The 24,420-nt window shown below is 71.2% G+C and carries 20 protein-coding genes; 10 read left to right on the top strand and 10 right to left on the bottom strand.

Going from position 1 to position 24,420, the window contains the following annotated elements; translation table 11 throughout:
- Positions 1-157 precede the first annotated feature (157 nt).
- The gene (locus ABZS77_RS22210) at positions 158-508 is read right to left on the bottom strand and encodes an MmcQ/YjbR family DNA-binding protein (RefSeq protein WP_354825828.1); all 351 of its coding nucleotides are present in this window, start codon (positions 506-508) and stop codon (positions 158-160) included.
- Between the two features lie 243 nt (positions 509-751).
- Between ABZS77_RS22210 and ABZS77_RS22205 the strand changes: the two genes are divergently transcribed.
- The 7 genes from ABZS77_RS22205 (at position 752) to ABZS77_RS22175 (ending at position 11,093) form a co-directional block, all read left to right on the top strand.
- Positions 752-1,570, top strand: a complete 819-nt coding sequence (locus tag ABZS77_RS22205) for a basic amino acid ABC transporter substrate-binding protein (protein WP_354825825.1) — start codon at positions 752-754, stop codon at positions 1,568-1,570.
- Positions 1,571-1,643: 73 nt separating this feature from the next.
- Positions 1,644-2,438: an amino acid ABC transporter permease gene (locus tag ABZS77_RS22200; RefSeq protein ID WP_139585342.1), complete on the top strand. Its 795-nt coding sequence runs from the start codon at positions 1,644-1,646 to the stop codon at positions 2,436-2,438.
- Positions 2,439-2,443: 5 nt separating this feature from the next.
- Positions 2,444-3,283 (top strand): amino acid ABC transporter ATP-binding protein, encoded by an 840-nt coding sequence (locus ABZS77_RS22195; protein ID WP_354825822.1) that lies wholly within the window; start codon positions 2,444-2,446, stop codon positions 3,281-3,283.
- Positions 3,284-3,580: 297 nt separating this feature from the next.
- Complete coding sequence (locus ABZS77_RS22190; protein ID WP_354825819.1) at positions 3,581-4,585, top strand: multicopper oxidase domain-containing protein; 1,005 nt, start codon at positions 3,581-3,583, stop codon at positions 4,583-4,585.
- Positions 4,586-4,603: 18 nt separating this feature from the next.
- Positions 4,604-8,551 carry a ThuA domain-containing protein gene (locus tag ABZS77_RS22185; protein WP_354825816.1) on the top strand — a complete coding sequence of 1,316 codons (3,948 nt, stop codon included), beginning with the start codon at positions 4,604-4,606 and terminating at the stop codon, positions 8,549-8,551.
- Between the two features lie 8 nt (positions 8,552-8,559).
- The gene (locus ABZS77_RS22180) at positions 8,560-10,086 is read left to right on the top strand and encodes a plastocyanin/azurin family copper-binding protein (protein WP_354825813.1); all 1,527 of its coding nucleotides are present in this window, start codon (positions 8,560-8,562) and stop codon (positions 10,084-10,086) included.
- 32 nt (positions 10,087-10,118) lie between these two features.
- Positions 10,119-11,093, top strand: coding sequence for a hypothetical protein (locus ABZS77_RS22175; protein WP_354825810.1), 975 nt, complete (start codon positions 10,119-10,121; stop codon positions 11,091-11,093).
- A 125-nt stretch (positions 11,094-11,218) separates the two neighbouring features.
- Here ABZS77_RS22175 and ABZS77_RS22170 read toward each other — a convergent pair whose 3' ends face one another.
- The 4 genes from ABZS77_RS22170 to ABZS77_RS22155 all read right to left on the bottom strand — a co-directional run bounded on the left by ABZS77_RS22170 (position 11,219) and on the right by ABZS77_RS22155 (position 14,485).
- Entirely contained in the window at positions 11,219-11,812 is a 594-nt protein-coding gene (locus ABZS77_RS22170) for a TetR family transcriptional regulator (RefSeq protein WP_354825808.1), read from the bottom strand.
- A gap of 19 nt (positions 11,813-11,831) precedes the next feature.
- Positions 11,832-12,515: an ABC transporter ATP-binding protein gene (locus ABZS77_RS22165; RefSeq protein ID WP_354825805.1), complete on the bottom strand. Its 684-nt coding sequence runs from the start codon at positions 12,513-12,515 to the stop codon at positions 11,832-11,834.
- Positions 12,512-13,636 (bottom strand): FtsX-like permease family protein, encoded by a 1,125-nt coding sequence (locus tag ABZS77_RS22160; protein WP_354825803.1) that lies wholly within the window; start codon positions 13,634-13,636, stop codon positions 12,512-12,514. Before ABZS77_RS22160 ends, ABZS77_RS22165 begins: the two co-directional genes overlap by 4 nt.
- A 105-nt stretch (positions 13,637-13,741) precedes the next feature.
- Positions 13,742-14,485 carry a YoaK family protein gene (locus tag ABZS77_RS22155; RefSeq protein WP_354825800.1) on the bottom strand — a complete coding sequence of 248 codons (744 nt, stop codon included), beginning with the start codon at positions 14,483-14,485 and terminating at the stop codon, positions 13,742-13,744.
- Between the two features lie 299 nt (positions 14,486-14,784).
- Between ABZS77_RS22155 and ABZS77_RS22150 the strand changes: the two genes are divergently transcribed.
- Entirely contained in the window at positions 14,785-16,806 is a 2,022-nt protein-coding gene (locus ABZS77_RS22150) for a helix-turn-helix transcriptional regulator (protein ID WP_354825798.1), read from the top strand.
- Positions 16,807-16,872: 66 nt separating this feature from the next.
- Here the strand turns inward: ABZS77_RS22150 and ABZS77_RS22145 are convergent, their stop codons facing one another.
- Together ABZS77_RS22145 and ABZS77_RS22140 are read right to left on the bottom strand one after the other, a co-directional pair.
- Positions 16,873-18,015 (bottom strand): cupin domain-containing protein, encoded by a 1,143-nt coding sequence (locus tag ABZS77_RS22145; RefSeq protein ID WP_354825795.1) that lies wholly within the window; start codon positions 18,013-18,015, stop codon positions 16,873-16,875.
- On the bottom strand, positions 17,999-18,244 hold the full coding sequence (locus ABZS77_RS22140) for a hypothetical protein (protein WP_354825792.1): 246 nt from the start codon (positions 18,242-18,244) through the stop codon (positions 17,999-18,001). The genes ABZS77_RS22145 and ABZS77_RS22140 overlap by 17 nt, the downstream gene beginning before the upstream one ends.
- A 240-nt stretch (positions 18,245-18,484) precedes the next feature.
- Between ABZS77_RS22140 and ABZS77_RS22135 the strand changes: the two genes are divergently transcribed.
- Positions 18,485-19,195 carry a DUF1275 family protein gene (locus tag ABZS77_RS22135; RefSeq protein ID WP_354825789.1) on the top strand — a complete coding sequence of 237 codons (711 nt, stop codon included), beginning with the start codon at positions 18,485-18,487 and terminating at the stop codon, positions 19,193-19,195.
- Between the two features lie 11 nt (positions 19,196-19,206).
- Here ABZS77_RS22135 and ABZS77_RS22130 read toward each other — a convergent pair whose 3' ends face one another.
- On the bottom strand, positions 19,207-20,577 hold the full coding sequence (locus tag ABZS77_RS22130) for a serine hydrolase domain-containing protein (protein ID WP_354825786.1): 1,371 nt from the start codon (positions 20,575-20,577) through the stop codon (positions 19,207-19,209).
- Positions 20,578-20,811: 234 nt separating this feature from the next.
- Between ABZS77_RS22130 and ABZS77_RS22125 the strand changes: the two genes are divergently transcribed.
- Positions 20,812-22,191: an FAD-dependent monooxygenase gene (locus ABZS77_RS22125; RefSeq protein WP_354825783.1), complete on the top strand. Its 1,380-nt coding sequence runs from the start codon at positions 20,812-20,814 to the stop codon at positions 22,189-22,191.
- 46 nt (positions 22,192-22,237) lie between these two features.
- Here ABZS77_RS22125 and ABZS77_RS22120 read toward each other — a convergent pair whose 3' ends face one another.
- Together ABZS77_RS22120 and ABZS77_RS22115 are read right to left on the bottom strand one after the other, a co-directional pair.
- A complete protein-coding gene (locus tag ABZS77_RS22120; protein ID WP_354825780.1) occupies positions 22,238-22,714 on the bottom strand; it encodes a heme-degrading domain-containing protein in 477 nt (158 codons plus the stop codon).
- A gap of 34 nt (positions 22,715-22,748) precedes the next feature.
- Positions 22,749-24,209 carry an SDR family NAD(P)-dependent oxidoreductase gene (locus ABZS77_RS22115; protein ID WP_354825778.1) on the bottom strand — a complete coding sequence of 487 codons (1,461 nt, stop codon included), beginning with the start codon at positions 24,207-24,209 and terminating at the stop codon, positions 22,749-22,751.
- Positions 24,210-24,420 lie beyond the last annotated feature (211 nt).

Below are 24,420 nucleotides of genomic sequence, written 5' to 3'. Positions count from 1 at the left end.
AGTGGACGACTCCCGGCAGTGATCACTTTTCCGGCTGCGGGCGGGCGGCGCCATGACGCAATCACCGAACCGACCGGCCCTCAGTTGTAGGAACTCCACAAATCTTTTGGTCCCCGTCCGACATACGGCGAGGGTCGCACGTCGTGTGCCGGGGTTGCTACTCCGAGCGAGCGGCGCTGCGCATCCGCCACGCGTCGGTGACCAGCTCGGTCAGGCGCTCCACGTCCACCCGCTCCAGCCGTAGCAGGACCAGGGGCAGCCCGCCGTATCCGGGCGTGGTGAAGAACAGCTCGGGCTCGCCGAGCAGGAGCGCCTGCTTCTCGGCCTCGTCGCCCACGTAGAGCACCGCGACGTCGGTGCGGATGCGCCGGCGCTCGCCGGGCCGGCGTTCGGGGTAGGACCAGACGAAGCCCTTGTTGGCGACCCGGAAGTCGAAGCCCTCGCTGTCGATCTCGACGACGTCCGGCAGCGACAGGGCCAGACTCCGAAGATCGTCGGCGTCAGCCATCGGGATCACTCCCGGACACCGAGTCGCGCATGGGGACAGGCTAACCGCCGCGTCGAGCCCCCGGCACTCGCCCGGTTGTGGGCGGAGTGTCGGGTTCACCGCCTCCGTGGCCGTGGTGTCGGCGTCAGCTGCCCGCCGTGATCTGGGTGCGGCCCGTCGGATCGGGTACCGTCGCCTGTCACACCGTCTTCGCACCAACCTGGCTGCCCGTCACAAGGGGAGCCGCACCGGAGGGACACAGCCGTGAGGTTCTCAAGCGCAGCCCGCCAGGCCGGACTCCTCGCGACGATCGCCGCCCTGGCGGTCACCGCGGGATGCGCCAAGAAGGACGACAGCGAGGTCCAGGCGAACGGCGTCAAGCTCGTCCAGGCGGGCAAGCTGACGGTCTGCACCCACCTGCCGTACCCGCCGTTCCAGTCCAAGGACGCCAGCGGCAAGGTGACCGGCTTCGACGTCGACCTGATGGACCTGGTGGCCAAGGAGCTGGGCGTCGAGCAGACGATCATCGACACCCCGTTCGAGGGGATCAAGTCCGGCCAGGACCTGAACACCGGCAAGTGCGACGCCGCCGCGGCCGGCATGACGATCACCGAGGAACGGCAGAAGGTGATGAACTTCTCCGACCCGTACTTCGACGCGACCCAGGCGATGCTCGTCAAGACCGGCAAGGCGTACAAGTCGCTCGACGACCTTCGGGGCAAGAAGGTCGGCATCCAGGCGGCGACCACCGGCCGTGACTACGCCCGCAAGTTCGAGAAGGAGAAGGGCCTGCAGCTCGTCGAGTTCGAGGACCTCGCCGCCCTTCAGCAGGCCGTCGCCAACGGCCAGGTCGAGGCCGCCATCAACGACCTGCCGGTCTGGACCGAGTACCTCAAGAACAACCCGGGTGGGTTCGAGGTGGCCGCCGAGTTCGACACCGGCGAGCAGTACGGCTTCTCGGTGAAGAAGGACGGCAACCCGGAGCTGCTCAAGAAGATCAACGAGGCGCTGACCAAGGCCAAGCAGGACGGCACGTACGACACGGTCTACGAGAAGTGGATCGGCAAGCGGCCGAGCGCCTGATCGACGCTCCATCGGGCAGGGCGCTGGGGCGCCCTGCCCGCCGGCACCCCTTCCGGGAAGGCAACGACCGAACGTGAAGCTGCGACGCCGTCAGCGGGAACGACTGTCCCTCGGTATCCAGTACCTGGTGTTCATCGCCGTCATCGCCGCGGTGCTCTTCGCCGCGGACTGGGACAGGCTGGCCGACGCCTTCTTCCGCGTCGACATCATCAAGTCGATGTTCCCGACGATCATCACAGTCGCGCTGCGCAACACCATCCTCTACACGCTCGGCGCGTTCGCCTTCGGTCTGGTGTTCGGCACCATCCTGGCGCTGATGCGGCTGTCCCGGGTGGCGCCGTACCGCTGGGTGGCGACGGCGTACATCGAGTTGTTCCGGGGTCTGCCTGCGCTGCTGGTGCTCTTCCTCGTCGGGTACGGCATCCCGATCGCCTTCCCGGAGCGCCAGATCCCGGGCGGCGTGTTCGGTTCCATCGCGATCGGCCTCGGGTTGACCGCGGCGGCGTACATGGCCGAGACCATCCGGGCCGGCATCCAGGCCGTCCCCAAGGGCCAGATGGAGGCGGCGCGCACCCTCGGCATGTCGCACTTCACGGCCATGCGCACGATCGTCATCCCGCAGGCGTTCCGGATCGTGATCCCGCCGCTGACGAACGAGTTGATCCTGCTCACCAAGGACTCGTCGCTGGCGTACGTGCTCGGCGTGACGGCGCAGACCATCGAGATCACCAAGTTCGGTCGGGACATGCTGAACGACCGGGTGAACGCGACTCCGCTGCTGGTGGCCGGCCTCGCCTACCTGGTGATCACCCTGCCGCTGTCCCAGGTGGTACGCCGCCTCGAACTCCGCTACGCCAAGGCCCGGTGACCCGCATGACGACCACGCCGCCCCGTCCCGCCGTCGAGATCCGCGACCTGCACAAGTCGTTCGGGCCCCTGGAGGTGCTCAAGGGCATCGACTTCGAGGTCGCCCAGGGCGAGGTGGTCTGCGTCGTCGGGCCGTCCGGTTCCGGCAAGTCGACGTTGCTGCGCTGCGTGGACCTGCTCGAGGAGCCGACCGCCGGCCGGATCTGGGTGAACGGCGTCGAGATGACCGACCCGGACGTCGAGGTCGACGCCGTGCGTCGTGGCATCGGCATGGTCTTCCAGTCGTTCAACCTGTTCCCGCACCTGACCGTGCTGAACAACCTCACCATCGCCCAGCGCCGGGTGCTGCGGCGTGGTCGCGCCGAGGCCGAGCGGATCGCGCGGGCCAACCTGGAGCGCGTCGGGTTGACCGACAAGGCCGACGCGTTCCCGGCGCAGCTCTCCGGCGGGCAGCAGCAGCGGGCGGCGATCGCCCGGTCGTTGTCGATGGAGCCGAAGCTGATGCTCTTCGACGAGCCGACGTCCGCGCTCGACCCGGAACTCGTCGGCGACGTGCTCACCGTCATGCGCCAGCTGGCCGAGGACGGCATGACGATGATGGTCGTCACCCACGAGATGGCGTTCGCCCGCGACGTGGCGGACCGGGTGGTCTTCATGGACGGTGGCGTGGTGGTCGAGCAGGGGCCACCGCAGGAGGTGCTCGGCGCGCCGAAGCACGAACGGACCCGCGCGTTCCTCTCCCGGGTCCTCGACCCCACCCGTGTCGCGCAGCTCGGCCAGCCCGACCAGGCGCCCGAGCCGCCGGCGGCCCCGGGCCTGCCGGCCGACGACCGCCACCGCATCTGACACCCTCTTCGACAGCCCGCCGGCAGGTGCCGGCGGGCCGTTGGTGCGTGCGGTGGTGCCGCACCGGCAGGTTCATGCTCGATCGAAGTACGTCGTGATGTCAAGGTAATCTTTCTGCAATCAGACCTGTACTTTCGTCGATGGATTACATAAGTTGCTGTCATCCACCGAAAGTTCTGAGTCTTCCGAGCAGAGCACGCGACGAGCCTCACCCTCAGTCGTGCCTGGACCTCCGCGCTCGGCGGTCGATGCACCCTGCCCTTCGTCGCGTCTTCGCCCGGTCGGGAACGGAGACCCATGGACGATCACGCCGTCGGCTCCCACCGCCACCTGTCCCGTCGATCCCTGATCGCCACCGGAGCGCTCGCCGCCGGCGCGCTCGGGGCGTCCGCCCCCACGCTCGGCACCGCCTTCGGAGGCAGCCCGGCCCGGGCCGCCGCCGGCGTCACGAAGAAGGTCACCCTCTACGCCGAACAGCTACCCGGCGGGCTGTTCGGGTACGGCCTGGAACCCGGGCGGGCCACCGTACCGGGGCCGGTCCTGGAGATGTACGAGGGCGACACCCTGGAGATCACCCTGGTCAACACCACCACCCAGCGGCTGTCCATCCATCCGCACGGGGTGGACTACAGCACCGACTCGGACGGCAGCCCGTTCAACGCCTCGTTCAACAATCCCGGTGAGACGCGCACGTACGTCTGGCGTTCCCACGAGATGGTGGCCGCGGCGGGTCGGCGGTACATGCCGGGCAGCGCCGGCTACTGGCACTACCACGACCACGCCATGGGTACCGACCACGGCACCGGCGGTGTCGCGAAGGGACTGTACGGGGCGCTGGTCGTCCGGCGACGCGGCGACATCCTGCCGTCGAAGCAGTTCACCGTGGTGTTCAACGACATGATGATCAACAACCGGATGGCGCCGGACACCCCGATGTTCGAGGCGAACCTCGGCGAGCGGGTGGAGTGGATCGCCATCGGGCACGGTGGCACCTTCCACACCTTCCACCTGCACGCGCACCGCTGGGCGGACAACCGCACAGGCATGCTCGAAGGTCCGGCCGATCCGAGCCTGGTGATCGACAACAAGGACCTCAACCCGGGCAGCTCGTTCGGCTTTCAGGTGCTGGCCGGCGAGGGCGTCGGCCCCGGTGCCTGGATGTACCACTGCCACGTGCAGTTCCACTCCGACGGCGGCATGGCCGGGATCTTCCTGGTGCGCAACGCCGACGGGAGCATGCCGCCCGGTGCCGAGGAGGCGATCCACCGGTTCCAGGGCCACACCCACACGCACGGAAGCTGACCGAAAGTGGGGACGGGGATGACCAGAGATCTACGACGAGCCCTCGCCGCGGTAGCGGCCATCGCGACACTGATCCCGGCAACGACGACGGCAACGGCGTCGAGCGCGGCGGCGGCCGCACCGCGCCCCGCGCCGGCGGCAGCGCAGACGAAGAGCGCGGTCCTCGTGTTCCACGGGCCGGTGGCCGAGCAGCAGGACCCGGTTTCGCGCGCCGTGGACACCATCCGACAGCTTGCTGTCAGTAATGACATCGATGTCACGGCCACCACGGACCCGGGCGTGTTCACCACGGCCGGGCTGTCCGCGTACCGCAGCGTGGTCTTTCTCTCCGCGACGGGCGCCGCGCTCAACCGCGACCAGGAGTCGGCGCTACAGAGCTACATGAAGGCCGGCGGCGGTTTCGTCGGCATCGCCGACGCCGCCCGCGCCCAGGTCGACTCCACCTGGTTCACCGGCCTGATCGGCACCCGCCCGGCCGGCGCCATCCCGGTGGCCGAGCCGGTCGCCCGGGTGACCGCCAGCGGCGAGAACGCGCCGAACGAGACGAAGGAGAAGCTCACCGACGGCGACGCCAACACCAAGTGGCTGGTCCGCACCCCGACCGCCTGGGTGGCGTACGAGCTGGCCGCCCCGAAGCGGATCACCGGGTACGCGCTGACCTCGGGGAACGACTCCGCCGGGCGCGACCCGAAGGACTGGACCCTGCAGGGCTCCACGGACGGGCAGACCTGGTCCGATCTGGACCGGCGCACCGGGCAGAGCTTCCCGGACCGGTTCCAGACCCGCCGGTTCGACATCGCCACCCCGCAGGAGTTCACCCGCTACCGGTTGAACGTCACCGCGAACAGCGGCGAGCCGCTGATCCAGCTCGCCGACCTGCGCCTGTTCACCGGCAGCACCACCGCCCCGGAGCCGCCCGCGGTGAACCGCGCGGTGGTCGACATCCTGGACCGCAAACACCCGGCCACGGCGTCGCTGCCGCTGACCGTCACCCGCTCGGACCGGTGGGAGAACTGGGATCCCAACCCGATCGGCACCGTGCACACGCTCGCCCAGGTGCAGGAGCGGCACTACGACCCGGGTCCGGCCGCCAACGGGCCCTTCCACCCGGTGTCCTGGTGCCGGGACTACGACGGGGGCCGGTCGTTCTACACCGGCATGGGTCACACCGAGGGCAGCTACGGCGAGGAGGCGTTCCGCGCGCACCTCACCGGGGCTCTCAACTGGACCACCGGGCGGGTACGCGGTGACTGCCAGGCGACGATCGCGTCGAACTACAAGGTGGAGCGGCTCACCGCGGCCAACCAGACCGGTCAGCTCGACCAGATCGGCGAGCCGCACGGGCTGACCATCGCCCCGGACGGCACCGTGTTCTACGTCGGCAAGGCGGCCTGCCCGAGCGGCCCGGTCGCGGACTGGAACAACCCGAACGTCGGCCTGGGCTGCGGCACCATCCACTCCTGGGATCCACGGACCAAGCAGGTCAAGCTGCTCACGACCCTGGAGGTGATGGGCAACCGGGGCAGCGGCTCGGAACTGGTGAAGAACGAGGAGGGCCTGCTCGGGATCGTGCCCGACCCGGCGTTCGCCGACAACGGCTGGCTCTACGTCTACTGGATGCCGCACGAGTCGATCGACCGGGTGAAGCGGGTCGGGCAGCGCACCGTCTCCCGGTTCACGTACGACCGCCAGGCGCAGACCATCGACCAGGCCAGCCGCAGGGATCTGCTCCAGTTCCCGGTGCAGATCCACAGTTGCTGCCACGCCGGCGGCGGGATGGCGTTCGACGACAGGGGCAACCTGTACGTCGGCTCCGGCGACAACAACTCCTCCGAGGGGTCGCAGGGCTACTCCGGTAACAACTGGACCCAGGAGTACCAGGGGATCTCCTTCCAGGACGCCCGGCGCACCTCGGGCAACACGAACGACCTCGCCGGCAAGATCATCCGCATTCACCCGGAGCCGGACGGCACGTACACCATTCCCGAGGGCAACCTGTTCCCACCGGGAACCGAGAAGACCCGACCGGAGATCTACGTGATGGGCGTGCGCAACATCGCCCGCCTCCAGATCGACCCGGTCCACAAGTGGCTGACCGCCGGCTGGGTCGGCCCGGACGCGTCGACGCCCAGCCCCACCCTGGGCCCGGCCAAGTACGAGACCGCCACCATCATCACCTCGGCCGGTAACCAGGGCTGGCCGTACTGCATGGGCAACAGGCAGCCCTACCGGGACCGCAGCAGCACCGACGCCACCGAGCTGACCGGCTGGTACGACTGCGACAACCTGAAGAACACCTCACCACGCAACACCGGCCTGGTGGACATCCCGGCGGCCCGGGACAACATGATCTGGTATTCGCCGGGCGGCGGCGGACCGGTGTTCCCGAAGCGGACCGACGGCAGCGGCCTGCCGACGTACGTCCCGGCGGAAGCCACCTACACCCAGCCGTACCTGCGCGGCGGCGGGCAGGCCATCATGTCCGGCCCGACCTACCACCGCGAACTCGTCGACACGACAAGCGGGGTGGCCTGGCCGGAGCACTGGGACGGCAAGTGGCTCATCGGCGACCAGTCGAACGCGGCCAACCGGGTCGCGGTCACCGTCGACCCGGCGGGCGTGCCGACCGCAGCCCCACCGGTGTACGCCGAGTCGCTGCGGGCCATCATCCCGGGCGGCAACGGCGACAACCGGTTGCAGAGCTGGATGGACGCCAAGTTCGGCCCGGACGGGGCGCTCTACCTGCTGGACTACGGAGGCGGGTTCTTCAGCCTGCACCCCAACCAGAAGCTGATCCGGATCACCTACACCGGTGGCGCGCCCACCCCGGCGCCGGCCGCGACCTCGGTCGCCGTGCAGAACAAGCCGTTGACCATCGCCTTCACCGGGTCCCGTTCCGGCGGGGTCGGCTACCGGTGGGAGTTCGGCGACGGAGGCACGTCGACCGAGGCGAACCCCCGGCACACGTACGCCCGGGTCGGCACCTACACGGCGAAGCTGACCGTCACGTACGCCGACGGTTCGACGGCGACGGCACAGACCGGCGTCACGGTGGGCTGCGCGGTGCCCGACGCCCGGGCCACGGTGTGGCTCGGCGACACCGACACCGGGGTGCCCAGCCGCACGGTCGGGCAGGGCTGCACGGTCAACGATCTGATCGACGACGAGAGCACCTGGCCCGACCATGACACCTTCGTCCGGCACGTGAGCGCGGTGACGCGCGCGGTGCAGGACGACGACCTGCTGACCGCCCGCGAGTCGGGCACCCTCACCCGGCTGGCCGCCGCGTCCGGGATCGGCCGGGACGGACACACCGGGTACGAGCCGCTCTTCGACGGCACCGCCGAGTCGCTGCGCGGTTGGCAGCAGGCGCCGTCGGGCTCGTTCGCCATCCAGCCGGACGGGTCGCTGCGCTCCAGCGGCGGCCTGGGCATGCTCTGGCACACCAGGGAACTGGGCGACTTCTCGTTGCGGGTGCAGTTCCGCGACATTGCTCCGGGCACCGGCCGCGCCAACACCGGCGTCTTCATCCGCTTCCCGGACCTGCGGACCCCCCTGGAGCAGCGGCCACCGGGCAGTTGCGGCACGGTCGGATCGGCCCGGACGTCACCGGCCTGGATGGCCATCTACTGCGGACACGAGATCCAGATCTACGACGGTGAGACCGGTGAGCCGCAGAAGACCGGCTCGGTCTACAACTTCGACCCGGTGCCGCTCGCCCAGGCCGGCGTCACCCCGAAGGAGCGGTGGAACGACTACGAGATCCGCGCGGTCGGGCAGCACTACACGATGATCCGCAACGGTGTGGTGATCAACGAGTTCGACAACACGCCGGGCAAGCAGTCCTCCCGGGCCGGCGACCCGCCCACCGACCTGCGGCAGTTCCTGCGCGGCTTCATCGGCGTGCAGAACCACGGCGACAACGACCTGACCGAGTTCCGCAACATCCGCGTGCGGGAACTCTAGGAGAAACGATGATCAGACGCCTCACGGCTGTGCTGTCGGCGCTGCTGCTCACGGTGACCCCGTTGGCCGCGACGCCCGCCTCCGCCGCCCCGCGCGTCGCGGACCAGGTGCTGACCTGGACCGCCGACGACGACACCACCCGCTACAAGTCCGTGCCCACCCAGGCGGTCGCCGGTACGACAACGATCATCTGGGAGAACAGCGCGGCCACCGGCAACACCACCGGGATGCCGCACACGCTGACCTTCGACACCTCCACCGAGGGCTACAACCACGACGTCACCCTCAACATCCTGGCCAACCCGTTCGACGCCAACGACGGCCGCCACCAGGCGACCGTCACGCTGACCCCGGGCCGGTACCGCTACTTCTGCGCCATCCCCGGCCACAGCCAGATGGTCGGCGAACTGGTGGTCACCGACGGCGGGGGTGGCGAGGACACCACGGCCCCCACGGTCACCGCCGCCGTGGCGGGTGACCGCGACGCGGACGGCAACTACGTCGGCTCGGCCACGGTGACCGTCTCGGCCACCGACGCCGGCTCCGGTGTGGACACCGTCGAGTACCAGGTCGACGACACCAGCTTCCAGCCGTACACCCAGCCGGTCCGGCTGACCGCCGTGGGCGACCACTCGGTGCAGTTCCGCGCCACCGACCGGGCCGGCAACACCAGCGCCGTCGGCTCGGTGGCGTTCCGGATCGTCGAGCCGACACAGGAGGACACCACCGCGCCGGTGGTCACGGCCGCGCTGGCCGGGGACCGCGACGGCGACGGCAACTACGTCGGAACGGCCACCGCCACGCTGACCGCCACCGACGCCGGTTCCGGTGTCGCCACCATCGAGTACGCCCTCGACGGGGCAGCCTTCACCGCGTACACGAACCCGGTCGTCGTGAACGCGGCCGGGATGCACATGCTGCACTACCGGGCCACCGACGTCGCCGGCAACACGTCGGTGGAGCAGATGTCCCACTTCACCGTCGTCGCACCGCCGCAGGAGGACGACACTCCGCCGGCCGTGGCCGCCACCGTGACCGGCGAGCGCGACGGCGACGGCGCGTACGTCGGTGCCGCGACAGTCACCGTCACCGCGACCGACGCAGGCTCCGGTGTGGCGTCGGTCGAGTACGCGCTCGACACCGGGGGCTGGACCGCGTACACCGCCCCGGTCACCGTCCGCGCGACAGGCGCGCACACCCTGCGGTACCGGGCCACCGACGCCGCCGGGAACTCCGCGACCGAGCAGTCCACGACGTTCACCGTGGTGGCCGACGGCACCGACGCCTGCCCCGGGTCCGACACCCGGGCCACGGTGGTCATCGACGGCGACGACACCGGGATCGCGAACGTCGACACCGGCGACGGCTGCACCATCAACGACCTGATCGACGAGCACGCCGACTACCCGGGCCACGCGGCCTTCGTCCGGCACGTCGAGACGGTCACCGCCGCGCTGGTGGCCGGCGGAACGCTCACCAAGCGGCAGCAGGGCGCCATCGTCCGGGCCGCGGGCCGATCGGAGGTCGGCGCATGAGTCCTCGAATCTCACCGACAGGGAGAACCACGATGCCCGGACGTACCGTCGCCAAGCTGGCCACCGTGAGCGCCGTCGTCGCCGCCTCGGTGCTGACCGTGGCGCCCACCGCCCACGCCGACCTGGTCACCCACTGCATCGGCACCGGTGGTGCGGTGACCGTGCCCAACGACCTGTACGTGCCGGCCGGCGAGTCCTGCGCGCTGACCGGCACCACGATCACCGGCAACGTCACAGTCGCCGCCGGCGGCAACCTGGTGGTGACAGGTGGGCGGGTCAGCGGCGAGGTGCGCGTCGCCGCCGACGGCTACCTCGACGCCACCGACACGACTGTCGACGGTCAGGTGGTGCTGGCCGCCGGCGGGTACGGCGTCTTCCTCAAGGACGCTCGGACCGGCACGGTGACCGTACGCCCGAAGGGCGCGGCGACCATCGACAGCTTCCTGTTCGCCGAGGCGTCCACGATCGCCGGGCACGTCACCGTCGGCGCCGGTGAGGTGCGACTCGACCGGGGCACCCAGGTGCAGCGCAACCTCAGCAGCACCGGCACCTACTACACCGACGTGCACGACTCGTTCGTCGACGGCACGCTGTCGGTGCTCAACAGCGCCACCGGCAGTGTCGTGTGCGGCAGTGCGGTACGCGGCAAGGCCACGTTCGCCGGCAACCTGGGCGGCGTGCAGCTCGGCCCGAACGGCGGCCTCGACAGTTGCGCCTCCGGCGGCTACTGGGGCGCGGACGTCAGCGTCACCAGCACCACCGGTGGCGTCACCGTCGACGACAACATCATCAACGGCGCGTTGACCGTGACGGGCAACGAACCGGCCGCCCAGGTGGCCGCCAACAACCGGATCCGCGGCGGCGTGACCGGTGACCAGGCGGCGGCGACCAACCGGGCCGCCCGGGTGGCCGCGCCGGACCGGGAGGACGCCGGCGACGGGCGCGCCGAGGTGCGTCGTACCTCGGCGGTGCGGGAGGCCACCGAGGCGGGTGCCGCCCGGCTCTGACCGATGACGCGACGGCGGCCGGTCACCCGTGGGGGAGACCGGCCGCCGCCGTACGTCGTGGACCGGACCTCGCCGGTGATCGGACACCGGTGATCGGCGGCCCGGTCGGCACTCGCGGTCCGCGCTCAGCCGCCCTGCCCGACGCGGTGCGACAGGAAGGGCCCGAGCAGTTCCCGGACCCGATCCTCGGTGGCGGTCCGGTCCGCACCCGTCTCGATCATCCGGCTGGCGGTGTAGACCACCGAGCTGATCAGGGCCGCGGTGCTGCCCGGATCGGGCAGTCGCAGCTCGGTGAGCGCCGCCACGAGCGGTGTGCTCATCTGCTCGTGCATCCGCCGGGCGCTCTCGTTGACCTCGTCGCCGGGGACCGACTCGATGAGCGCGGCGGCCAGGGCGTGCTCGCCCTCGGCGACGAGGCGCAGGTTCGTCGCCACGTACGCGAGCACCCGCCCGCCGGGAGAGTCGGCCTGCGCCATCGCCTCGGTGACCTGGCGCGACCAGTTCGGCAGCACCTCCCGTACCAGTTCCAGCAGCAGGTCGTCGCGGGAGCGGAAGTACTCGTAGACCGAGGAGCGGGGCAGGCCGGCGTGGGACGCCACGGCCGCGAGGCTGGGTGCCTGTCCCGGTTCGTCGGCCAGCAGCGTACGGGCCGCGGCGAGGAGGGCCCGGCGCCGTTCGGCCCGGTGTTGTGCGACCGTCGGTGCGTTGATGCGTGGCACGGGCCCTCCCTCGCGTCCGTCAGTTGCCGGACAGCCGTCCGTCGATCATCTCCACCACCCGGTCGCAGTGCTCCAGGACGTCCTGGTCGTGGGTCACCATCACGGTAGCGACCGCCGAACGCTTCGTCTCCTCGGCCAGCAGCCGCACCACGTCGTGGCTGCGTGCCCGGTCCAGGGCCGCGGTCGGCTCGTCGACCAGCAGGAGTGACGGGCGTCCCACCAGGGCGCGGGCGATGCCGACCCGCTGCCGTTCGCCACCGGAGAGCTGGTGCGGTCGACGGTCGGCACGGTGTGCCATCCCGACGTCGGCGAGCAGTTGTTCCGGGCTGCGGTCGTCGACCCGTTTGCGGCTCAGGTTGGTGACCAGCCGGAGCTGGTCCACGGCGGTGAGGGCCGGCAGCAGGTTCCCGCTCTGGAACACGAATCCGACGTGGTCGCGCCGGTACGCGGCCCGGTCCTTGGCGCTCATCGAGGCGACGTCGCGTCCGTCGATGGTCACGGTGCCCTCGTCCGGGGTGGTCAGCACGCCGGCGACGGCGAGCAGGCTGGACTTGCCCGCGCCCGAGGGGCCGACGACGGCGAGCAGTTCGCCCGGACTGACGCTCAGGTGGACGTTGTCCAGGGCGGTGACCGTCGCGTCGCCGTCACCGAGGCGCAGGGTCACGCCGGACAGGGTGAGGCCCGTGCGGTCGGTGGTGGTCATCGCTGTTCTCCCAGGGCTGCGAGCGGGTCGATGGTGGTGACGCGGACGATGGCGGCGGAGGCACCCAGGAGGCCGAGGAGCACCAGCAGCACGGCGGCGAAGCCGACCGCTGGCGCTTCGAGGGCGAACGGCACGCCGCTGCCACCCATCAGGCTGCCGAGGGCGACGCCGACCGCCACGCCGGCGGCGATCGCGAGCGTCAGGATGACCAGCGCCTGGAGGAGACCGTCACGCAGCAGGTACGGCTTGGCGGCGCCCATCGCGCGCAGTACCGCCAGTTCGTGCCGGCGGTTGATCGTCCAGACCGTGAAGAACGCGCCGACGACGAGCGCCGAGATGGCGTACAGGAACGCCTCGATGAGGGTCAGCGTGGTGGTCTCGGCGGTGTAGCCGGGCGAGGCGCCGTACGACTCCTTCTTGGTGACGGTCGTGGTGCCGGCGGCGGCGTCGCCGGCGGCGAGGTCGACGGTGTCGTCGGCCCGGATCGCGACCGCCGTGGCCCGGTCGGCGGCGTTCGCGGGCAGCGCCTGGCCTGGGCCTACGCCCGCCTGGAGGCGTCGCCAGCTCTCCAGCGGCAGGTACGCCACGTCGACGTGGCCGAAGGTGTGCTGGTCGGCGGTGGCGCCGACCACGGTCAGGACGGTGCCGATCCGGTCGACGGTCACGGTGTCTCCGACGCGCAGGCCGTTGTCGAGGGCGGTCTGGGACACCACGATGCCGTCCGGCGTGCCCACGTCGGCCCCCTCGGCGGCGGTGGGGGCGAGGAAGGAGCCCGGCTCGACACCGAAGAGGGCCAGGTCGACGGGCGTGTCGCGGCTGCTGCGGGTGTTGACCAGCAGGTTGCCGAACGGCTCCGCCTCGCGGACGCCGGGCTGCTGCCGCCACCGGTCGACCTGCTGGCTGTCGACGATGCTGCGGGAGAACGCCGAATCGATCTTGGTCTCGCCGTCGAAGGCGAACGCGGTGACGGGCAGTCGTTGCAGGCCGGACACGCCGTCGTTGACCAGGCCTGACGAGAGGCCGGACAGCAGCACCATCAGCACGGCGATCAGGGCCACCACGCTGCCCATGAGGGTGAATCGCCAGCGCGCGAAGCGGAGTTCGCGCAACGCCAGGAACATGGGACCTCCATCGAGAGACGACCCCGAGCGGTTTTCCGACGAGGTGTCGGCAACTTTATCGACACCGTGTCGGCAAAAGCTCGGGGGCTCCCCGTGAACCTGGTCTCAGCTGCGGGCGGAGGCGGGATCGCGCCGGGCCAGGGCGAGCACGGCCAGCAGGGCGAGCGTCGCCCAGGCGGGCACCCAGAGCGGTCGCTGCTGGGCGAGCGTGCCGATTGCACCGCCGACCGCGTACCCGGCGAGCGTCAGCAGGCCCAGCAGCGAGGCCCGACGAGCTCTGCTCCGATCCGCCGTCGGGCCGGCGACCCACCCGACGATCCGCTCGCCGGTCTTCGCCACCGTGCCCGACTGGTACGTGATGGTGGTGGCGACCCCCGCGGTGCGGACGAACAGGGTGGCCAGGCAGCCCATGCTGAATCCGCCGAGCGCCGACAGCGCGATCCGCGACTGCGGGCCGTGGCGGCCGTGGTCCAACAGGACGTTCAGCACCGCCCACACCGACATGGCGAACATGGTGGCGGCGAGGACACGGACCGACGGCGCCCACCGGATCCGCGCCGCGCGCAGCCGGGTGACGATCCCCGCCCCGGCCGCGAACGCGACCAGGGACGCCGCAGCCGCCGGCCAGGCCGGATGCCGGCCGGCCGGACCGATGCCGAGAAAGACGACGTTGCTGGACTGGTTGGCGACGAAGGCGCCGTAGGTCAGGTACGCGAACGCGTCGACGAACCCCGCGATCGCGGTGGTCAGGGCCAGCACCACGATCGGTTGACGGAACTCGTGGCGCGCATCCGGCTTGTCGCTCCACCCCGGTCCCTGCCCGGCGGGTGGGGGTGCGGAGCGGACCATCGACTCTCCAGGGCTCCGGGCGGCGTGTCGCGGATCCGTCGGTCGTCCCGGCGATTCCGAATATCGGCTCTCTGGGTAATTTACCCATTCTCGTGTGGGGTTTGTGGCCATTCGATCCGCGCGTCCGAATCGGCGATTACGCACTGACGCCGCGTACACCGGAATCTCATTCGCCTTTGTGCGCGGAATTGCACCTGATCAGCATTCGGCCTGGTTAGTCTCGCTGTGACGGGTCCGACCCGCAAACGCCACGGCTGCGGCCGGGTTGTCGGGAAGCGTCGACCAGAGGTGGTTGTCCGTTGCCTGAGACGCCATTGACCAACCGTCGTGCCGGGCACACCGGAGGTTCGTCGATCGAGACGGCCGACGAACGCCGCGTACTCCACGCGGTGGCGGTCGCGGACGCCCCGTGCGACAGACGCTTCCTCGAACAGATGCTCGCCGGGACGGGCGGGACGTCGAGCCGGTCCTTCGAGGCGACGGTGGCGGCGTTGATCGCCGACAATGTCCTGGTCGATACGCCCGTCGGGCTGCGACTGTCCTCGTCCGAACGTCGCGAGACGATACTGGCGTCCGTTCCGCCGCCGGTGCGCCGCACACTGCACGAGACGGCGGGCCTGGTGCTGGCCGCGACGGGGTACCCGGCCCAGGCCGCCGGCCAGCTGCTGCGGGCGATGCCGGTGGCGAGCCACGCCGCCCGGACGGCGGTCGCCCACCTGGTCACCGAACCGGCGGTGAGCCCGACGCTCGCGGCGGACCTGATGCTCGCGACGGGCGCTCCCGACGAGCCGGACGCCCGCCTGGACTGGCTCATCGCCACCGCCGACAACCTCTTCCTGGCCGCGCGGCTCACCGAGGGGCTGGCGCTGCTGCACGACGAGGTGGCCGCCCACCGGTACGGGCCGCACCAGCGGGCCGTCCTGCTCGACCGGATGGCCGTCTACTACGCGTCCCAGCGCCCCTCCCTGTCGATGACCTACCTCGAACGCGCGTTGGACCAGCACCCGGATGCCGCCGACCGAAGTTGGTTCCTGACGACCCTGGCCGAGGTGGCGGCCCGGTACGGCCACCGGGACACCGGCCGGCTGCTCGCCGAGGCCGAGCGGGCGCACACCCTCGCGCCGACGCCCGGCGGCGCGGTCCGGTTGGCCATGGCCCGTGCGGCCAGCGCCACGGGCGCCGGGCATCTGCCGCGTGCCGGACAGATCCTGCGGGAGGTGGACGGCGCCGAACCGGCGACGCGGAGCCAGGGGGTCCTGCTGCGCGTCGACCGGATCGCCAACGAGATCTCCCGGGGCCGCTTCGCCGAGGCGCGGACCGCACTCGACGCCCTCATCACGGAGATCGACACCATCGGGGTGGCGGCGCGGCCGCTGTTCACCGCGTTGGACTGCGTCGCGCGCCTCGCGGTGGGGGAGTTCTCCGAGGCCGAGGCGCGCGCCCGACTCGCCCTCAAGGGCTCCGCCGACGAGCGGCTGGACGGGGCACGCCTCAGCCTGCTCGCCACGGTGGTGGAGGTCCTCCTGCACCGGGGTGAGGTGGCGGTGGCCCGCGCGCTGCTGGCGTCCGAGGACCCCACGCTGGACTGGCCGGACGGCCTGCGGTGGTACCGGCTGGGCTGCGCCGTCGCCGGGGACCCCGAACCGGAACGTCACGGCGCGCTGGTGCGGGCCACCATCGACCTGACCGAACGCTCGCTGGCGCAGCTCCTCCTGGTGCCGCATCACGGGCCGCGTCTGGTCCGTGCCGCGCTGACGCTCGGCGACACCGTGCGGGCGGAGACGCTCGCCAACCACCTGAAGCGCGTCGCCGGCAGGACGAACGACCGGCTGTGGCGGGGTGTCGCCCACCACGTGGACGGCCTCGTGACCGGCGATCCCGGCGCGCTGCGCACGGCGGTGGCCCGGCTGCGGACCACCTCCGCGCGTCCGGCCCTGGCCGACGCGCTGCTGGACCTGGCCAGCTCACCACGGGTCCCGGCGCGGGAGGCGCTCGCCGCCGCGCAGACGTCTGCCGCGCTCTACGTACGCCTCGGCGCGAGCGGCGACGAGGAACGGGCCCGCCGGGTCGGTCGCGCCATCACCGACCGGGACCGCAACGAGGCCCCGGAGCGGTGTGCAGGTGTCGACGCGCTCACCCCGGCCGAGGCCCGGGTCGCCGAACTGCTGGCGCGCGGCGCGACGAAGCAGCAGGCGGCGAGTGAGCTGTTCCTGTCGTTCCACACCGTCGACACCCACCTGCGGGCCATCTACGGCAAGCTCGGCGTCCGGAGCCGGGTGGCGCTCGCCCGCGCCTGGGACGCCCGGGAGACCGGCGCCTGACCTCCCTGTACGCGCGACCGCCACGACCCGGGGTCGCCGGTCGTGGCGTTCGCGCGTGCGGGCGGCTCAGTGCCGCTGCACCGGATGCTTCTCCTTCGGCATCACCTCGATCAGTTCACGGGGCATGTTCAGCGTCGTGGCGACCACCTCGGGCGGGACGTTCGCGAGCCACTGCATGAGCGACATGTCCTCGAACTTCGCCGACCGGAACAGCTCCAGGTACACGAACGGCTCGTTGCCGATGTTCTCCACGTAGTGGCCCATGGAGATCGGCACGTACCCGACGTCCCCGGTCTCCAGGTTGAACGTGCGGGCCGTGGCGGGGTTGGCGAGCACACCCATCCGGCCGTACCCCTTGAGGACGTACTGCATCTCAGCGCCGTTGGGGTGCCAGTGCAGTTCGCGCATCGCTCCCGGCTCCAGCTCCACCATCGCGACAGTGGTCGTGGTCGCCGCGGCGAAGTTGGTCGAGTCGGCGATCCGTACGCTGCCGCCCTCGAAGCGCTCGGGTGTCTGCGCGAGGAACTGGTGCTTGAACGTCCGGGGCACGTCTCCGGTGGGGCTGAAGACCCGGTCCTCGGCGAGCGGCGGCGGGATCTCACCCGGGAAGATGTACTTCTCGTGGTCCGGCATGTTGCGCATCTGGTCCATCGTCCAGCCGAAGTTCTTGGCGATGACCTCCTTGGGCACGTGCGCGAAGAAGTCGCTCACCTGGAATGTCGCGTCCTCGGAGTAGCAGCCGTCGTCGAACACCAGGAGGAACTCGATGCCCTCCTCGAACGCCTGGATGTGGTGCGGGATGCCGGCCGGGAAGTACCAGAGGTCGCCCTCCTTGACGTCTTCGAGGAAGTTGCGGCCCTCCTGGTCGACGGCGGCGATCCGGGCGCTGCCCTTGAGGATGAACGCCCACTCGGACTGGACGTGCCAGTGCAGCTCCCGGTAGGCCCCCGGGTTGAGTTTCATGTTGACGATCGCCAGGTCGTGGGCGATCGGCAGGAGGCGGTTCGTGATCTCCCGGGTCCAGCCGCCGCTCTCCTGGCGGGTGTGCGCCAGCGAGAACGGAAACACCATGTTCGGCACCAGACCGTGGTCGGTGGAGGGCGGATTCACCAGGTCCGGGTGCGTCTTGTCGATCGCGGGGTTCCGAGGAAGCGTGCCGATCATCGAACCGTCGCCGTTCGACGACGATCCGTCAGGGGATCTGCGCATGGTGGGCAGCCTTTCTCACAGTGGTCGCCGGTGCGGCGACGCGGGATGGAAGGAACAGCGCGCGCAGCGGCCCGGCGTCCTGGGCCACGACCGCGAAGGGAATGGCGACGCAGATGAGAGCCGCCGCCAGGACGCTCCACATTGGAGCACCGACGGCGATTCCGGCAACGGTCACGGCGGCGAACGAATAGAACTTGACGCGTATTCTGGCCATGGGGCCCAGGCCCATCGCATCCTCCTTCTGCCTCGATGTCGCCGTCGACGAATCGACGTGCCGTGTGCGACGTCTTTTCCGACCACGATTCCGGTGCGGAGCCGTCCGGGGAATCGCGCGATCGCGCCATTCGGCCGTCGTGAACGCGAGTTTTGCGGCAGGCGATTTTGGGTAGGGTGCGGAATGTCGAACTCGCAGCGCGGATCGGGACGATCGGCCCAGGTCCCGCCGGATCGGTGGCGGACGAGTGAAGTGGTGTTCCGGGCACCGTTGTTCGCACTGACGATGGGGGTCGGCCTGGCCGGTGTGGTCGACGCCTTCTCGTTTCTTCGGTACAAGGTCTTCGTCGGAATTCAGACCGGAAACGTGGTCTTCGTCGGCATGGGACTGGCCGGGCACCTTCCGGCCTGGCCGTCCGCGGTGGCGTCTCTCGTCGCCTTCGGTCTCGGTGGTCTGCTCGGCGCCGGTCTCCGGCGGCTCCCGCCAGTCGGCCCGATCACCCCACCGACTGTCGAACTTGTCGTCATGCTCGCCCTGCTCGTCGTCTGGGGGCTTGTCGACCGAGGGCTCGACTCAGGACGCGACTCGTTGACCGAACGCACCCTGCTGACCGCCCTGTGCGCCCTGCCCATCGGCATCCTCGGCGGCCTCGTGGTCCGTACCTTCGGCGTGCAGACGGCGACGTCCTACCAGACCGGGACCGTGCTGCGCACCACCCAGGGGCTGTTCGACTGGCTCTTCGGCCGTGGCGACACCTCGGGTGTCCGTCGGCTCGCCCTGATCGGGCTGCTCTGCCTGGTGAGCTATGCCGTCGGCGGGTTCGTGGGCGCGGCCACCCAGAGCCGTCCGATCTGGACCTTCGTGATCCTCTGGGCGTTGGCCCTGGTGATGATCGCACTCACCCTCGGTCGGCGGCCGACGCGGAGCGCGCACGGCGACGCGCCCACCCGGTCGCGACGGACCTGACCCGCCCGCGGTCAGCTCACCCTGCGGGCCAGCAGGTCGCCGACGGCGGCGCGGACCGGGTCCGGGTTCGCCCAGCTCCAGTTGGGGTGTGCCCGGTTGGTGAGCAGGGCGAGGACGAGTCTGCGGCGCGGGTCCACCAGCAGCGAGGGACCGGCGAACCCGGTGTGGCCGAAGGTCCGCGCCGAGGCCAGTCCGCCCATGAACCAGGGCTGGTCGAGCACGACACCGAGGCCGTGCGCCGAGGTGCGGTGGGGTCGCTCGGGGTCGACTGCCGGCTTGCCGGCGTTCAGGTTGGTGAGCATCCGGCGCACGGTCGCCGCGGCGAGGATCCGCCTGCCCCGGTAGGTGCCGCCGTCGAGAAGGAGTTGACCGACGGCGGCGAGATCGCCTGCGGTGGCGAAGATGCCGGCGTGACCGGCGACGCCGCCGAGGTGGTTGGCGACGTCGTCGTGGACGGTGCCGCGCAGCAGGCCGCGCGACGAGCGGGCGTCGGTGGCGACCATGCGCGCGGCCCGGACGTTGGCGGACAGCCAGGTGGTGGGTCTGAAGCCGGTGTCGCGCAGGCCGAGCGGGCCGGTGAGGTTGGTCGTGAGGGCCTGGTCGAGGCGTTGACCGGTGACCTTCTCGACGATCCTGCCGGCGAGCATGAGCCCGACGCTCGAGTAGCGGAACGTGTTCCCGGGTACGGCGCCGGAGACCAGCGGTGTGGCGAGCACGGCGTTCCAGCGGGCCGCGTTGTCCGGCAGGCCGGTGACCTTCGCGCCGACCGGGAGGCCGCTGGTGTGGGTGAGCAGCATCTCGACGGTGATCCGGTCCTTGCCGGAGCCGGTGAACCCGGGCAGGTAGTCGCGGACCGGGGCGCCCAGTTCGACGCGTCCCCTGTCGACCTGCTGGAGCAGCAGGATTGCGGTGTAGACCTTGGTGACCGAGGCGAGGTCGAAGACCGAGTCGGGTCGCATCGCGACGCGCTGGTTCGCGGCGAGCAGTTTCGGGCCGGCCCCGTACCGCAGCGCCTCACCGACCGCCGTGTGCACCGCCGTCTCCCCGCCGACCAGGACGACCGCGACGGCGCCGGGAAAGCCCTTGTGCGTGACGGTCTGCGGCGTGCCGGGCAGGTGCCGCCGGAGCAGCGCGGTCACGTCCGCGGCGTAGCGGGCCTGGCCGGCGGGTGGGGCGGCACCACTCGGGGAGGGCGCGCCGGAGGCCGCGGGGCTCTGCCCGGCCGGGCCGAACCCGACCCTGTTTCCCGCCGCGTCGGTCGCGGTGAGCGCGTCACCGTCTCCGACGGCCGGACCGGCCGCGCGGTTGTCACCGCAGCCGGTGAGGGCGCCGGTCGCGGCGGCCAGGCCGGCTCCGAGCAGGGTACGACGGGCGACGGGCATCCGGTGATCGTGGCAGCCGCCGAAGGAAGACGCCAGACCGGATCATCCGAACGTCCACCTAGTCCAGCGTGCTGGCTGGTATCCGACACCCGCGTGGAGGCGGCCAGGCGACGTCCGACGTGTGTGCAACGATCGATGCGCAGTCTCTGAACGGCCGTCCACCGCCCCCGTCCGTGCGGCAAGCGCCGACGGGCTCCGGGAGGCCACCACGCCTCGTAACTCTTGGAGAGCACGATGTCCCTCTCTCCGGCTCAGGTCTTCGCCGCGCTGAACGCCGCGCCACCTCCCGACCAGGCGTCCCCGGTCCTGGGCAAGGCCGTCGTGGTCGGTGGCAGCGTCGCCGGGCTGCTGGCCGCCCGGGTGCTGTCCGACTACGCGGACAGCGTGGTCATCATCGAGCGCGACGACCTCCAGGTGCCCGGCGAGCGGCCCGGCGTACCGCAGGGGACGCAGTTGCACGCGCTGCTGCCCGGCGGCTTTCTCCAGCTCGAACGACTGTTTCCCGGCTTTCGCGAGCAGGCCCTGGCCGCCGGGGCGGTCGAGGCGCCGCCGGCGGCCAGACGCACGTACCTCGACGGCCGGTTGAAGGTCGTCGTGCCCGACGACGCCGACAGCCTGGCGGGCAGTCGCCCCCTGCTGGAGGGGCTGATCCGCCAGCAGGTGCTGCGGCTGCCCAACGTCAAGACGGTGGTGGCCCGTGCCACCGGCCTCGTGGTCGACGGTGCATCCGTCGCCGGGGTCCGTTGCGACGTGGACGGACTCCCGGGCGCGGAGAGCGCGGACCTCGTGGTGGACGCCATGGGGCGTTCGAGCAGACTGTCGGACTGGCTGGAGCAGGCCGGCTGGGAGCGGCCTGTCACGCGGCGGATGACGGTGCACCTCAACTACGCGACCGCGTTGTTCCGGCGTACCGAGGCGAACCCCGACCTGGCGGTCGTCATGGCGCTGCTCAGCCCGAAGATGTCCGAGGACGTGGCCGGCGCCGCGTACTTCGCCATCGAGGACGGCCGGTGGATGGCCATGATGGCCGGGTACGGGGACCATCGCCCGGGTCGTACGGCCGAGGACTTCGTGCGCCGGCTGCGCGACCAGTTCCCGCCGGAGTTCGGCGAGGTCGCCGCGAGCGAGATGATCGGCGACGTCCGGACGTACGCGCACGCCGACAGCCGGCGACGGGACTTCCACGCGGTGGCGCGGTTCCCCGCCGGGCTCGTCAGCGTCGGTGACGCCGTCGCCTCGTTCAACCCGGTGTACGGGCAGGGGATGACGGCCGCCGCCCTGCACGCGGCGTGCCTGTCGACGTACCTGCGGTCGGACCCGGACCTGAGCGCGCCGGCCCGCGCGTACCTCGACATGCAGAAGGTCGTGGTGGACGCGGCCTGGTCGATCTCGACGTCGGCGGACCTGGCGCTGCCGCACGTCGACGGGCCCTACCCGCGCGGCTACCGGCTCTCCAGCTGGGCCAGCCGGCAGATCGTGGCGGCGACGGTCACCGACGTCGCGGTCGCCAGGCGGTTCAACGACGTCGTCTCGATGCGGGAGCATCCGCGCACGCTGGCCGCCCCCGGCGTCCTTCTGCGGGCACTGCGCGCGAACCGTCGGGCCAGCCGCTGACGATCATCGAGGGTCGGGCGGGGGCGCCCGGCCCTCGATGCGCGGGTCAGCGCGGGAGCCTGCCGAGGATGTCGACGACGAAGCGGTGGTCGTCGAGCTGCGGGAGCCCGGACACGCCGAACCAGCCCACGACGCCCGTGCCGCGCACGCGCAGCGGTATCGCGCCGCCGGCGGCGGCGTACCGCGAGGCCGGCAGGCCGAACTTCTCGGTGAGCGTCGTCTGCTTGTCCTGGCAGAGACGGGCCATGTAGAGCGACGAGTGCTCGAACCGCATCACCACCCGCCCCTTGCGGCGCAGCCACCCGTCGTTGTCGGCCGTCGAGCCCGGCAGACCGCAGTGGAACAGCTGCCGTCCGGCTCGCCACACACCCACCGAGATCGGCAGCCGCTGCTGCGCGGCGGCCGTGACGGCCAGCACCCCGAGCTCGTACGCGTCCGTCTCGGTCAGGCCCGCGAGCTCCAGCTCGCTCTCCTCGCGCAGCAGATCGTCGAGCGTCGGCCACGGGTCGCGGTCGGATGACATGTACCTTCTCCTCGTCGAGCGGGTGGGACGGCGTTCACCAGGCGCAGGGCGCGTAGTCCTTCAGGAAGCAGCCGTACAGGTCCTCGCCCTGCTCGCCGCGCACGATCGGGTCGTACACCCGGGCGGCGCCGTCGACCAGGTCGAGTGGGGCGTGGAAGCCCTCGTCGGCCAGCCGCATCTTCGTCGGGTGCGGGCGCTCGTCGGTGATCCAGCCGGTGTCCACGCTGGTCATCAGGATGCCGTCGGTCAGCATCTCCTGGGCGCTGGTACGGGTCAGCATGTTCAACGCGGCCTTGGCCATGTTGGTGTGCGGGTGCCCCGGCCCCTTGTAGCCACGGCCGAACTGGCCCTCCATCGCCGAGACGTTCACGACGTACTTGCGGCGGGCCGGCGCGGCGGCCATCGCCGGGCGCAGGCGGCTGACCAGCACGAACGGCGCGGTCACGTTGCACAGTTGCACTTCGAGCAGCTCGATCGGGTCGACCTCGTTCACCCGCTGGACCCAGCTGTTCACCGGGTCGAGGTCCGGCACCAGGCCACCGGCGTCGATGGCGGTGGACGCGGCGATCCGTTCCGGTGAGGCGGAGCCGCTGGTCAACGCCAGGGCGGTGAGCGCGTGCGGGGTGAGGGCTGTCGACTGCGGCCCGGCGGTCAGGCTGCCCGGCGAACCGGCCGGGCCGTCGGGCTTGGCGAACGTGATCAGCTCGGGCAGCGGACCGTCCGGTAGGGCCGCCGCCTCGGCGGCCACGAGCTGGGCGTACGCGCCGGGGGAGCGGCGGACCGTCTGCGCCGCGTTGTTGATCAGGATGTCGAGCGGTCCCTGGCTGCTGACCGAGTCGGCGAGGGCGATCACCTGGGCCGGGTCACGCAGGTCGATCCCGACGATCCGCAGGCGGTGCAGCCAGCCGGCGCTGTCCGGCATGGCGGCGAACCGGCGGACGGCGTCGTGGGGGAAGCGGGTGGTCACTGTGGTGTGCGCGCCGTCGCGCAGCAGCCGCAGCGCGATGTACATGCCGATCTTGGCCCGGCCGCCGGTGAGCAGGGCGCGTCGCCCGGTCAGGTCGGTACGGGCGTCGCGGCGCTCCCGGTTGAGCGCGGCGCAGGACGGGCAGAGCTGGTGGTAGAAGGCGTCGACCTCGCGGTAGCGCTGCTTGCAGATGTAGCAGCCGCGCGGGTTGTGCAGGAAGCCGGCGGTGGTGCCGGTGGTCGGCGAGGCGAGGGGGATGCCCTGGGTCTCGTCGTCGATCCGGCCCGGTGCGCCGGTGGCGGTGGCCTCCGTCACGGCGCGGTCGGCGGCCAGGATGGCGTCCCGCCGTTCCTCGCGTCGCCGCTGCTTGATCACCTTGTACAGCTTCGCGGTGGCCCGCTGCACCCGTACCACGTCGGGGTGGTCGGGTGGCAGGGACTCCAGCGCCTCGAAGACGCTGAGGCAGGTCTCCAGCCGGCTCCGGTCGATGCCGTCCTGACCGTTTTCGGTAATGCTGTCCGCCGTCATGCGCCTTCGTCTCGTCCCGTTCCCCACGCCGGATCGTACCGGCCCACCCACGTCCGACCCGGAACTGTACGCACCTCACGCGCGGTGCCGCATCCCGCGCGCCGGCAGGTGGGGGGTGGGACGGGGGTGGCCGTGCGTGGCGACCGCCGAGTCGCCCCCCCCCCCCCGGGGGGGCGGGGGCGGGCAGGCCGGGGGGCAGGGAGAGGGAGGG

Source organism: Micromonospora sp. NPDC005298, from assembly GCF_040607375.1.
Classification (GTDB): Bacteria; Actinomycetota; Actinomycetes; order Mycobacteriales; family Micromonosporaceae; genus Micromonospora.
The sequence above is the reverse complement of the archived record's forward strand: the minus strand, read 5'-3'. Positions and strand labels throughout refer to the sequence as shown.